This is a genomic window from Pseudomonas sp. XP2, from assembly GCF_053557975.1.
Genome location: NZ_JBNRIK010000026.1, coordinates 72,565 through 83,666 on the forward strand (window position 1 = coordinate 72,565; position 11,102 = coordinate 83,666).

Here is an 11,102-nt window from a genome sequence, read left to right on the forward strand (position 1 = left end):
CTCTCCTCCTTGGACAGGCCTCCAGCATCAACCTTGCCATGCAGGTAAGGTCAATAGCCCAGGCCGGCTCGCTTCAACTCCAACCCATATTGCCCCATGGCGATGCGGTATTTGTTGATCTGGCCCGACTGCAAGTTCAAACGTGTGCTGCGTTGATCTTCGATACCCTGTGCACAGCCTGGCACCTGCCCTGGTAGCAGGCGCAGGCGCACATCCACCGGGCCGGGCGGCAGGTTGAAGGAGGTGGACTGCTCCTGGAACACGCGCCCGGAAAGCTGATCGTTGAGGTAGACGCCGATTTCGCAGTTGGTGGCCACTTCCAGGCGTTCCCGGGAGATGATCAGTACGCTGTAGTCCGAGTTGCCCTCGGCGCTGGCCGGTGGCACCACAGCCAGAGTGCTCAATAGCCCGACCACGCCCAATGCTGCCCTGAACATGAAGAATCTCCTGCTTGCCTGATCGTCAAACGCGAAGCTTGGCCGACGCGGGCGCGGATTTCCAGCCCAGGTGTTGCTGGCAGGGCTTGACCTTGCCCCGATGGCAAGCTTGAGACTCGTTGAAAACCTGAAGGAGGCAACCCCCATGCAAGTGTTCAATGTACAAGGCATGACCTGTGGCCATTGCGTGAAAGCCGTGACCCGCGCGGTGCAGGAGCAGGATGCAGCGGCCAAGGTCGAGATCGACCTGGCAGCCAAGCAGGTACGAGTGCAGAGTGAACTGGGGCAGGAGCAGATCCTTACCGCCATTCGTGATGAAGGTTATCAGGCCGAACTCGCCTGAAGACTTGCCAGTGGGAGACTCACCTGTGGGAGCGGGCGTGCCCGCGAACACCGGCGTAACCGGTGCCATCCACCGCGTTGCCTGATTCGCAGGCACGCCCGGTCCCACAGGGACTACGGCAGTTTTCAGGTTCCGAGCGAGGCAGTTGTCCTCGCAACGCGCAGGTTTGTTGCAAATGTTTTCAGCCTGGTAGGCCCCACAGCAGGTAGAATTGTGCACTTGCTTAGCCTGCTATGGATTCCTGATGAACCTGCGAATGGTGCTCATCCTGGGTGCACTCAGTGCGTTCGGGCCCTTGGCGATCGACTTTTACCTGCCCGCCTTCCCGGCCATGGCGCAGGCGTTCGCCACCGATGAAAAACACATCCAGGCCACTTTGGCCGCCTACTTCCTCGGCCTGTCTATCGGCCAGTTGGCCTATGGCCCGGTAGCCGACCGCTTTGGCCGGCGCATACCGCTGATGTTCGGGGTAACCCTGTTCACCCTGGCGTCGCTGGCCTGTGCCTATGCCCCCAACCTCGACACCCTGGTGCTGGCACGCTTCGTCCAGGCTTTGGGTGGTTGTGCCGGCATGGTGCTGTCGCGGGCCATCGTCAGCGACAAGTGCGACCCGGTGGCCTCGGCCAAGGTGTTTTCGCAACTGATGCTGGTCATGGGGCTGGCGCCGATCCTGGCACCGATGCTGGGCGGGGTGCTGGTGAACCTCGCGGGCTGGCAGTCGATTTTCCTGGCCTTGAGCCTGTTCAGTGCCGGCTGCCTGCTGGCGGTCAGCCTGGGCCTGCCGGAAAGCCTGCCTGCGCACATGCCGCGTCAGCCGCTGTCTGGCGCTTTGCGCCAATACCTGCGGTTGCTGGCTGACCGGTTGTTCCTTGGCCATGCGTTGACCGGCGGCATCGCCATTGCCGGCATGTTTGCCTACATCGCTGGTTCGCCTTTCGTGTTCATCAAGCTGTATGACGTGCCGGCCGAGCACTACGGCTGGCTGTTCGGCACCAACGCTGCCGGCTTTATCCTGGTGGCGCAGGTGAATGCACGTTTGTTGGCCAAGCGTGGGCCGGCGTTTCTGTTGGCGCGCGGGGTGTGGGTGTACCTGGCGGCAGGCCTGGCGCTGTTGGGTGTGGCTGCCTTGCAGCCGACACAGTTGTGGCCGCTGCTGGTACCGCTATTCATCTGCATCGCCAGCCTGGGCTGCATCATCCCTAACGCCTCTGCATGCGCGATGAGCGGGCAGGGTGCGCGGGCTGGCAGCGCCTCGGCACTGATGGGCTGCTTGCAGTTCAGCGTCGCCGCAGGGGCGGCGGCACTGGTCGGTGTGCTGCATGATGGCAGTGCGGTACCGATGGCGATGGTGATCAGCGTGTGCGGTGCACTGGCGGTCAGTGTCGCGCTGCTGACCCGGCGCTTGCAGGCCAGGCGTCCCGCATAAGCGGGTGAGGTGCCTGCAGGCGGGTTTCCAGCGTGGCGACAAAGGCCCGCGCCTCAGCCTCGCTGCGGAAACTGACCACGTGTTGATCGAGCTGGACCTGCCAGGGGCAGGCAGGGTTTCGGCTCGATGCGCTGACGACAATTTTCATCGCGGCATACCTCCAGAAGGGGGGAGCCGCTCAAGTGTAGCGCTGCCCCTCTAGCCTGCCACGAGCTGTATCCGTGTCCTGACTGACGGTCGACAGGCGCATTTTCCACACCACGTTTCCTGCTTTGGGCGTAATGCCCGCAAATCTGCAGAACCTTCGCTTCGTTTCGCGCTATTTGTGGAACATCGCTGTAGGCCGTATCTGAAATTGCAGGGCGTCTGTTTTTATCAAGATATTTCAGCCCCATTGCGAGCGTATGTGAGAGCGTTGACTGACCGGGCTTCGGGCAGTTTTGCAAGGCCGTTTCACTGGTTGCCATGGGTAGGCATACCCAGTGGCTTTACGCCGTAGGTGCGTCGGTACCTGGTCGCCTGAACGGCGTTTTCTGCGGCCTATACTGGCGACCCGGGCCAGTGACAGCGAGAGGCGCTGCCCTGCCAGAGTTGGCCATCGCATCCACACAGTGAACTTGCAGGGAGTTACAGGGATATGAACGCAGCCAGCAGTATCAGCCAGATTGCCAGCCTGATGGCCGACCCCAAGCGTAGTGCCATGTTGTGGGCACTGATCGATGGTACGCCGCGGCTGGCCAATGAGCTCGCCATAATGACCGGCCTGACCTCGTCATCGGCGTGCGCGCACCTTTCGTTACTGTCGTCGGCCGGTTTGCTCAGGCATGAAGCGCGGGGCCGCAAGCGATATTTTCGCCTGGCGACACCGCAGGTGGGGGCAGCCGTGGAGGCCCTGGCCAGCGTTCAGTTGGAGAGCGCCAGAGGGGCGCGGGCCAAGGCGCCGGTCTCACCGCTGCCCATGTCGATGCGCCGGGCGCGCCGTTGTGGCGATCACCTTGGCGGGGAACTGGCCAGCGAGCTGTACCATCGACTGGTGGTGGCCGGCTGGCTGGAAGGTAGCGGTCGACAGTTGATGGTCAGTGACGAGGGGCGTTTACAGTTGGCCTCGGTCGGGGTCTACATCGATGCCTTGGCGCCCCACCAGCAACGTGGTTGCGTGATTTGCCGTTGCACCGAGTGGGACGACCAGGCCCCGCACTTGGGCGGTGTGCTGGGCCAGGCACTGTTCAGGCTATTCCTGCAATCGGGCTGGATGCGTGAGGCCGAGGACACGCGGGCATTGCATATCTCGGCGCTGGGCATCCAGCAGATCAATCGCATAGCCCGCGTGGCAACGTTGCAGGTTGGGTAAGCGCAACGCCGTCGTGCAATCAGACCAGCCGGGCATCCAGGCTGTTCTGCGCCAGGCGACGGGCCTGGTCTTCAGTCATGCCCAGATGGGTGTGCAGGGCGTGGAAGTTTTCCGTCACGTAGCCGCCGAAGTAGGCCGGGTCGTCCGAGTTCACCGTGACCTTCACGCCGCGCTCCAGCATGTCCAGGATGTTGTGCTGGCTCATATGGTCGAACACGCAAAGCTTGGTGTTGGACAGCGGGCACACTGTGAGCGGGATCTGCTCATCGATGATGCGTTGCATCAGGCGCTCGTCTTCGATGGCGCGTACGCCGTGGTCGATACGCTTGATTTGCAGCAGGTCCAGCGCTTCCCAGATGTACTCGGGCGGGCCTTCTTCGCCGGCATGGGCAACGGCAACAAAGCCTTCGTTGCGGGCACGGTCGAAAACGCGCTGGAATTTGCTCGGCGGGTGGCCCATTTCCGAGCTGTCCAGGCCAACGGCAATGAACGCTTCGCGGAACGGCAGGGCCTGGTCGAGGGTTTTTTGCGCTTCCTCTTCACTGAGGTGGCGCAGGAAACTGAGGATCAGGCCACTGCTGATGCCCAGCTGCTTGCGGCCATCCTTCAGCGCCTGGTTGATGCCATTGAGCACCACCTCGAAGGGGATGCCGCGGTCGGTGTGTGTTTGCGGGTCGAAGAACGGTTCGGTGTGGATCACGTTCTGGGCTTTGCAGCGTTGCAGGTAGGCCCAGGTCAGGTCGTAAAAGTCCTGCTCGGTACGCAGCACATCTGCGCCCTGGTAATACAGGTCGAGGAACTCCTGCAGGTTGTTGAAGGCATAGGCACCGCGCAAGGTCTCCACATCGGCCCAGGGCAGGGCAATCTTGTTGCGCTCGGCCAGGGCGAACAGCAACTCAGGCTCCAGCGAGCCCTCCAGGTGCAGGTGCAGTTCGGCCTTGGGCAGGGCGTTCAACCAGTCATACATAGTGGATCATCTCAATCAGGTACGGTTGCCGCCATTCTACAGGGCCTGGCCGGGCATTGCGCCCGGCCAGGCTGCGACCCGGTGAATCACCAGACCAAGGGTTCGCCCTTGTAGTTGATGAAGCGCAGGCCGCCGGTGCCGCTTTGTGCATTGATCTGGTCGAGCATGCCGCGGGTGCTGGTGAACACGTCAATTTCGGCGTTTTCGCCACCCATGTCGGTTTTCACCCAGCCTGGGTGCATGGCCAGTACGCACAGGTCGGGGCGCTGTTGCTCGACCACGAAGCTGTTGATCATTGAGTTCAGCGCTGCCTTGCTGGCCTTGTACAGGCAGATTTCACCACCGTCGGGGATGGTCACGCTGCCCAGGATCGAACTCATGAAGGCCAGCACGCCGCTGCCTTCGCGTACCTGGCCCACCAGGCGACGGGCCACGCGGATCGGGGCCACGGCATTGGTCATGAACAAGTCGCCGATGTCGCTGCACTGTACCGTTTCCAGGTTTTGCGGCAGGGGCCCCATGACGCCCGCGTTAACGAACACCAGATCGAACACTTGGCCATGCAGGCGTTGTTGCAAGCCATCGAGCTGGGCGGTGTCGTTCATTTCCAGCTGTTCGATGCGCACGCCAGGCACGTCTGCCAGGGCGCCGGGTTGCTGCGGGTTGCGCACGGTGGCGGTGATGTTCCAGCCGTCTTCGTTCAGGCGCTGCACCAGGCCAAGGCCAAGCCCGCGCGAGGCGCCAATGATAAGTGCGGTTTTTGCGTTAGCCATGTGAACGCGCTCCATGGTCGGTGGTAAGGAAAGGTATTGAGGATAATGCACAGCGGCAGTCACTGCCTTGCCAATGGCTGTATAAAAAGTGATCAGCTGCCCCCGGGCCTTGCCTGGCCGGGCGTTGCGCCTGTTGGCGCACGGGTTATCCACAAGCTGGTCCACAGTTATTGTGTGCAAGCTCAGGGCGGTGCAGGCCCGCCCGTCGGGTTGCGTATTGGGGATAACTCTTGGGCTTTCAGCACTTTGCGGCTGTCATCAAACGGTGATCAAAATATGATCAAAGCTCTGCAGGCTATGAAAACAGTAGCCTGCAAGCGATTGCCCCAAGCTTATCCACAGGCGGGCCCACAGTTGTTGTGGGCAATGTTCAGCGTGCTTCGAGCAGGATGCGCCCGCGGCTCAGGTCAGCCAGTTGCTGCTGCAGCGGCGCCAGGTGGGCGTCACCGAGTGCAATCAGCAGGTCGACGCCATTGGCAGTGAACTGTTCATCCAGTACCAGGCCGTCGACCTCCGCCAGCCGAAGTTTTACCAGCGCAAGTTCGCTGAAACTGCAGCTGCAGGTGAATTCGCTGCGCTGCACCAGCAGCCGCTTGGGCGCCTGTTGCAGGCACTTGTTGGCGCCGCCGCCATAGGCCCTGGCCAGGCCACCAGTGCCCAGCTGGATGCCGCCGTACCAGCGGATCACCAGCACCACGACCTGGTCGCAGTCCTGCGCTTCGATAGCGGCCAGGATCGGCCTGCCTGCGGTCCCGCCGGGTTCGCCGTCATCGCTGCTGCGGTACTGCGCGCCGAGCTTCCAGGCCCAGCAGTTGTGAGTGGCAGCCAGGTCGCTGTGGCGTTCGATGAAACTCATCGCATCGGCAGCACTGCTGATCGGCCCGGCAAGGGTGATGAAGCGGCTTTTGCGTATTTCCTCGCGGTATTCGCAGAGGTCGAGCAGGGTAGAAGGCATAAATGACGGTTACACAGCCGGCTTGATGCCGCAGCCCTTCAGAATGATGTGGATAAGGTTGTTGCTCGCCTCTTCCATGTCCTGCTTGGTCAGGCGGCTGCGGCCGGTGACCTGGCAGATCTGGGTGGCGAAGTCGGCGTAGTGCTGGGTACTCCCCCACAGCAGGAAGATCAGGTGCACCGGATCGACCGGGTCCATCTTGCCCGCATCGATCCACGCCTGGAACACGGCAGCCCGGCCACGGAACCACTCGCGGTAGTCGGCACTGAAGTATTCGGTCAGGCAGGTGCCGCCGCTGATCACTTCCATGGCGAAAATCCGCGAAGCCTGTGGGTTGCGCCGGGAGAACTCCATCTTGGTGCGGATGTACTGGCTCAGGGCTTCCCCCGGGTCGTCATCGACGCTCAAGGCGTTGAAGGTGCTGTCCCACAATTCGATGATGTTGCTGAGCACGGCAATGTACAGGCCCAGCTTGTTGGTGAAGTAGTAGTGCAGGTTGGCCTTGGGCAGTTCCGCCTTGAGGGCGATGGTGTTCATGCTGGTGCCCTTGAACCCATGGCGAGCGAACTCGTCTTCGGCTGCCTGGATAATGGCCTGTTCGTTTTTCTGGCGGATTCGGCCCGCGGGCTTGCCCGAGGCGGAGAGGCGGTGCGCAGGGACTTCTAGGGTCATGGACGATTCCGTACGGGTCAGTGGCTGCGGCTGTCGGACAAGATTACCTGCCTGCGCCGAAGTGACAAGCGTTTGCGGCAGAGACTGGCATCAACGTGTCGCAGCCAGGCTCTCCAGGAAGCTTTCCAGGACCAGGTTCGGCCGCCGGCCCTTGCGGGTTACCCAGCTCAGGCTCAGGTCATAGAAGCGCTGTTGGGGTTTGAGGGCACGCAAGCGGCCTTGCTGCACCCAGAACGTGGCGTAGTGGTCGGGCAGGTAGCCGATGTAGCGCCCGGTGAGGATCAGAAACGCCATGCCTTCGCGGTCCGAAGCACTGGCCGTGCAGTTCAACGCCTGGTAATGGGCCTGGATGTCGGCTGGCAGGCGGAAGGTGGGGGTAATGGCTTCCTGGCTGTTGAGGCGGTCGTCGTCGACCTGCTGGTCATCGGCATAGAACAGCGGGTGCCCAACGGCGCAATACAACAGCGAGCGTTCGCTGTACAACGGTTGGTACTCAAGGCCCGACAGCGGGCTGGTCTGGGGTACCACACCGACATGCAGGCTGCCGTCGAGCACGCCATGTTCGACCTGGCTGGGGGCGATCATGCGGATCTGGATACGCACCTCGGGCCCACGGTCCTTGAGTTCGGCCAGGGCATGGGTGATGCGCATGTGCGGCAGGGTGACCAGGTTATCGGTAAGGCCAATGTTCAATTCGCCACGCAAGTGCTGGTGCAGGCCGTTTACCTCGGTGCGAAAGCTTTCCAGGGCGCTTAGCAGTTGCAGTGCCGAATGGTAGACCTCGCGGCCTTCCTCGGTCAGCGAGAAACCGGCGCGGCCGCGCTGGCACAGGCGCAACCCCAGGCGTTGCTCAAGGTCGTTCATTTGCTGGCTGATGGCCGAGCGGCCAATGCCCAGCACGTTTTCGGCGGCCGAGAAGCCGCCGCATTCGACCACGCTGCGGTAGATCTTCAGCAAGCGGATGTCGAAATCGCTGACTTGGGCGAGTGGATCGGGGCGTCGGCTCATCAGTTTAGTCACGGCCTGTCTGAAGATTAGAAATGTTGGCTTTTTCGGACTTTATCGCCGTGCCAATTTAGCTGCAACAACATCCATCGTTGCCTAATCGTCTTTCGAGGAACCGCCGATGAACATGCCCGAAACCGCTACCGTCGGTATCGCCAGCCAGCTCAAGCTGGATGCCCACTGGATGCCCTACACCGCCAACCGCAACTTCCACCGTGACCCACGGTTGATCGTGGCGGCCGAAGGCAACTATCTGGTCGATGACCAAGGGCGCAAGATCTTTGATGCCCTGTCGGGTCTGTGGACCTGCGGCGCCGGGCACACCCGCAAGGAAATCACCGACGCGGTGACCCGCCAGCTGAGTACTCTGGATTACTCTCCGGCGTTTCAGTTTGGCCACCCGCTGTCGTTCCAGCTGGCCGAGAAGATCACCCAGCTGACCCCTGGTGAACTGAATCACGTCTTTTATACCAACTCCGGTTCCGAGTGCGCCGATACCGCGCTGAAGATGGTCCGTGCCTACTGGCGCCTGAAAGGCCAGGCGACCAAGACCAAGATCATTGGCCGTGCCCGTGGCTATCACGGCGTGAACATCGCTGGTACCAGCCTGGGTGGCGTCAACGGTAACCGCAAGATGTTCGGCCAGTTGCTTGATGTCGACCACCTGCCTCACACCGTACTGCCGGTGAACGCCTTCTCCAAGGGGCTGCCAGAAGAGGGCGGTATTGCCCTGGCGGACGAAATGCTCAAGCTGATCGAGCTGCACGATGCCTCCAACATCGCTGCGGTGATCGTTGAGCCGCTGGCCGGCTCGGCCGGTGTACTGCCGCCGCCGAAGGGGTACCTGAAGCGCCTGCGTGAAATCTGCACCCAGCACAACATCCTGCTGATCTTCGACGAAGTGATCACCGGCTTCGGCCGCATGGGGGCGATGACCGGCGCCGAAGCGTTCGGCGTGACCCCGGACCTGATGTGCATCGCCAAGCAGGTAACCAACGGCGCCATCCCGATGGGCGCGGTGATTGCCAGCAGCGAGATCTATCAGACTTTCATGAACCAGCCGACCCCTGAATACGCCGTAGAATTCCCGCACGGCTACACCTATTCGGCTCACCCGGTAGCCTGCGCCGCCGGTATCGCCGCGCTGGACCTGTTGCAGAAGGAAAACCTGGTGCAGTCCGCCGCCGAGCTGGCGCCGCACTTCGAGAAGCTGCTGCACGGCGTGAAAGGCACCAAAAACGTCGTTGATATCCGTAACTACGGCTTGGCCGGCGCCATTCAGATCGCCGCCCGTGACGGTGATGCCATTGTCCGCCCTTACGAAGTGGCGATGAAGTTGTGGAAGGCAGGCTTCTATGTACGCTTCGGTGGCGACACCTTGCAGTTCGGCCCAACATTCAACACCACGCCGCAGCAACTGGATCGCCTGTTCGACGCCGTTGGCGAAAACCTGAACCTGATCGACTGATCTTTCCGATTTTGATGCCAGGCGCGTGCACGTGTCCCGCGCCTGCATTTACCTTCTTTATCTGGAGTTTTGCATGAGCATTGTTCAGCACCTGATCCATGGCGAGCTGGTTTCCAAGGGTGAGCGCACCGCCGATGTCTTCAACCCGTCCACCGGCCAGGCTGTGCGCAAGGTTGAATTGGCCAGCCGCGCGACCGTGCAAGAAGCGATCGACTCCGCCAAAGCGGCCTTCCCGGCCTGGCGCAACACCCCGCCGGCCAAGCGCGCCCAGGTGATGTTCCGCTTCAAGCAATTGCTGGAGCAGAACGAAGCCAAGATTTCGCAGATGATCAGCGAAGAGCATGGCAAGACCCTGGAAGACGCAGCCGGCGAACTGAAGCGCGGTATCGAGAACGTTGAGTTCGCCTGCGCAGCACCAGAAGTGTTGAAGGGCGAGTACAGCCGCAACGTCGGCCCGAACATCGATGCCTGGTCCGACTTCCAGCCGTTGGGCGTGGTCGCTGGCATCACCCCGTTCAACTTCCCGGCCATGGTGCCGCTGTGGATGTACCCCCTGGCTATCGCCTGCGGCAACGCTTTCATCCTCAAGCCTTCCGAGCGTGACCCGAGCTCGACCCTGTACATCGCCCAGCTGCTGCTGGAAGCCGGCCTGCCGAAGGGCATCCTGAACGTGGTGCACGGCGACAAGGAAGCGGTGGATGCGCTGATCGAAGCGCCTGAAGTAAAAGCACTGAGCTTCGTCGGTTCAACGCCGATCGCCGAATACATCTATGCCGAAGGCACCAAGCGCGGCAAGCGCGTACAAGCCTTGGGTGGCGCGAAGAACCACGCAGTACTGATGCCGGATGCCGACCTGGACAACGCCGTCAGCGCACTGATGGGTGCCGCCTACGGTTCGTGCGGCGAGCGTTGCATGGCTATTTCGGTGGCGGTCTGCGTGGGCGATCAGGTGGCCGATGCCCTGATTGCCAAACTGGAGCCGCAGATCAAGGCACTGAAGATTGGTGCCGGCACCTCGTGTGGCCTGGACATGGGCCCTCTGGTGACTGCTGCTGCCCGTGACAAGGTAGTGGGTTATATCGATGACGGTGTTGCTGCTGGTGCCAAGCTGGTGGTAGATGGCCGTGGTTTGCGTGTGGCCGGCAATGAAGATGGCTACTTCGTGGGTGGCACCCTGTTCGACAAGGTGACCCCGCAGATGCGCATCTATAAAGAAGAGATCTTTGGCCCGGTGCTGTGTGTAGTGCGTGTGAACAGCCTGGAGCAGGCCATGCAGCTGATCAATGATCACGAGTATGGCAACGGTACCTGCATCTTTACCCGTGACGGTGAAGCGGCGCGCCTGTTCTGCGACGAGATCGAAGTGGGCATGGTCGGTGTAAACGTGCCGCTGCCGGTCCCGGTGGCCTATCACAGCTTTGGCGGCTGGAAGCGTTCGCTGTTCGGTGATCTGCATGCTTATGGGCCGGATGGGGTGCGCTTCTATACCCGTCGCAAAGCGATTACCCAGCGCTGGCCGCAGCGTTCCAGCCATGAAGCGTCGCAGTTTGCATTCCCTAGCCTTTAAGGTAGGTCAATAACGCGGGGAGGCCGAAAGGCCTCCCCGCTTTGTTTTTCAGCAATATCAGGGTTTCTTGAAATTAAAGGTTGACGCCCTTCTGAATCCCCTTATAATGCGCCCCACTTCCAGCGACATCGGAACGAC

Annotated in this window: 12 protein-coding genes; 5 read left to right on the forward strand and 7 right to left on the reverse strand. The window is 61.5% G+C overall.

Features of this window, described 5'->3' with window-relative positions:
• Positions 1-50: 50 nt before the first annotated feature.
• On the reverse strand, positions 51-437 hold the full coding sequence (locus tag ACK1VC_RS23085) for a hypothetical protein (RefSeq protein ID WP_016484762.1): 387 nt from the start codon (positions 435-437) through the stop codon (positions 51-53).
• Positions 438-582: 145 nt separating this feature from the next.
• Between ACK1VC_RS23085 and ACK1VC_RS23090 the strand changes: the two genes are divergently transcribed.
• Together ACK1VC_RS23090 and ACK1VC_RS23095 are read left to right on the forward strand one after the other, a co-directional pair.
• Positions 583-780, forward strand: coding sequence for a heavy-metal-associated domain-containing protein (locus ACK1VC_RS23090; protein WP_016484763.1), 198 nt, complete (start codon positions 583-585; stop codon positions 778-780).
• Positions 781-1,024: 244 nt separating this feature from the next.
• Entirely contained in the window at positions 1,025-2,206 is a 1,182-nt protein-coding gene (locus ACK1VC_RS23095) for a multidrug effflux MFS transporter (RefSeq protein WP_016484764.1), read from the forward strand.
• Here the strand turns inward: ACK1VC_RS23095 and ACK1VC_RS23100 are convergent.
• Positions 2,157-2,354: a hypothetical protein gene (locus tag ACK1VC_RS23100; protein ID WP_080640992.1), complete on the reverse strand. Its 198-nt coding sequence runs from the start codon at positions 2,352-2,354 to the stop codon at positions 2,157-2,159. The genes ACK1VC_RS23095 and ACK1VC_RS23100 overlap by 50 nt on opposite strands.
• A gap of 489 nt (positions 2,355-2,843) precedes the next feature.
• Here ACK1VC_RS23100 and ACK1VC_RS23105 point away from each other — a divergent pair, with 489 nt between their 5' ends.
• A complete protein-coding gene (locus ACK1VC_RS23105; protein WP_016484765.1) occupies positions 2,844-3,557 on the forward strand; it encodes an ArsR/SmtB family transcription factor in 714 nt (237 codons plus the stop codon).
• A 19-nt stretch (positions 3,558-3,576) separates the two neighbouring features.
• On the opposite strand, the gene ACK1VC_RS23110 is transcribed toward ACK1VC_RS23105, so the two are convergent.
• The 5 genes from ACK1VC_RS23110 to ACK1VC_RS23130 all read right to left on the reverse strand — a co-directional run bounded on the left by ACK1VC_RS23110 (position 3,577) and on the right by ACK1VC_RS23130 (position 7,935).
• Complete coding sequence (locus ACK1VC_RS23110) at positions 3,577-4,524, reverse strand: adenosine deaminase (RefSeq protein WP_016484766.1); 948 nt, start codon at positions 4,522-4,524, stop codon at positions 3,577-3,579.
• Between the two features lie 86 nt (positions 4,525-4,610).
• Positions 4,611-5,297, reverse strand: a complete 687-nt coding sequence (locus tag ACK1VC_RS23115; RefSeq protein WP_016484767.1) for an SDR family oxidoreductase — start codon at positions 5,295-5,297, stop codon at positions 4,611-4,613.
• A 370-nt stretch (positions 5,298-5,667) separates the two neighbouring features.
• Positions 5,668-6,252 carry an IMPACT family protein gene (locus ACK1VC_RS23120; protein ID WP_016484768.1) on the reverse strand — a complete coding sequence of 195 codons (585 nt, stop codon included), beginning with the start codon at positions 6,250-6,252 and terminating at the stop codon, positions 5,668-5,670.
• 9 nt (positions 6,253-6,261) lie between these two features.
• Positions 6,262-6,924: a TetR/AcrR family transcriptional regulator gene (locus tag ACK1VC_RS23125; RefSeq protein ID WP_016484769.1), complete on the reverse strand. Its 663-nt coding sequence runs from the start codon at positions 6,922-6,924 to the stop codon at positions 6,262-6,264.
• A 90-nt stretch (positions 6,925-7,014) separates the two neighbouring features.
• Positions 7,015-7,935, reverse strand: a complete 921-nt coding sequence (locus ACK1VC_RS23130; protein ID WP_024717596.1) for a LysR family transcriptional regulator — start codon at positions 7,933-7,935, stop codon at positions 7,015-7,017.
• 115 nt (positions 7,936-8,050) lie between these two features.
• On the opposite strand from ACK1VC_RS23130, the gene ACK1VC_RS23135 reads away from it, so the two are divergent.
• Both ACK1VC_RS23135 and ACK1VC_RS23140 read left to right on the forward strand, forming a co-directional pair.
• On the forward strand, positions 8,051-9,397 hold the full coding sequence (locus ACK1VC_RS23135) for an aspartate aminotransferase family protein (RefSeq protein WP_016484771.1): 1,347 nt from the start codon (positions 8,051-8,053) through the stop codon (positions 9,395-9,397).
• Positions 9,398-9,470: 73 nt separating this feature from the next.
• A complete protein-coding gene (locus ACK1VC_RS23140) occupies positions 9,471-10,964 on the forward strand; it encodes a CoA-acylating methylmalonate-semialdehyde dehydrogenase (RefSeq protein WP_016484772.1) in 1,494 nt (497 codons plus the stop codon).
• Positions 10,965-11,102: the final 138 nt, after the last annotated feature.

Coding starts and splice junctions, on each gene's coding strand:
- ACK1VC_RS23085 (WP_016484762.1), bottom strand. CDS start 437: ATGTTCAGGGCAGCATTGGGCGTGGTCGGGCTATTGAGCACTCTGGCT.
- ACK1VC_RS23090 (WP_016484763.1), top strand. CDS start 583: ATGCAAGTGTTCAATGTACAAGGCATGACCTGTGGCCATTGCGTGAAA.
- ACK1VC_RS23095 (WP_016484764.1), top strand. CDS start 1,025: ATGAACCTGCGAATGGTGCTCATCCTGGGTGCACTCAGTGCGTTCGGG.
- ACK1VC_RS23100 (WP_080640992.1), bottom strand. CDS start 2,354: ATGAAAATTGTCGTCAGCGCATCGAGCCGAAACCCTGCCTGCCCCTGG.
- ACK1VC_RS23105 (WP_016484765.1), top strand. CDS start 2,844: ATGAACGCAGCCAGCAGTATCAGCCAGATTGCCAGCCTGATGGCCGAC.
- ACK1VC_RS23110 (WP_016484766.1), bottom strand. CDS start 4,524: ATGTATGACTGGTTGAACGCCCTGCCCAAGGCCGAACTGCACCTGCAC.
- ACK1VC_RS23115 (WP_016484767.1), bottom strand. CDS start 5,297: ATGGCTAACGCAAAAACCGCACTTATCATTGGCGCCTCGCGCGGGCTT.
- ACK1VC_RS23120 (WP_016484768.1), bottom strand. CDS start 6,252: ATGCCTTCTACCCTGCTCGACCTCTGCGAATACCGCGAGGAAATACGC.
- ACK1VC_RS23125 (WP_016484769.1), bottom strand. CDS start 6,924: ATGACCCTAGAAGTCCCTGCGCACCGCCTCTCCGCCTCGGGCAAGCCC.
- ACK1VC_RS23135 (WP_016484771.1), top strand. CDS start 8,051: ATGAACATGCCCGAAACCGCTACCGTCGGTATCGCCAGCCAGCTCAAG.
- ACK1VC_RS23140 (WP_016484772.1), top strand. CDS start 9,471: ATGAGCATTGTTCAGCACCTGATCCATGGCGAGCTGGTTTCCAAGGGT.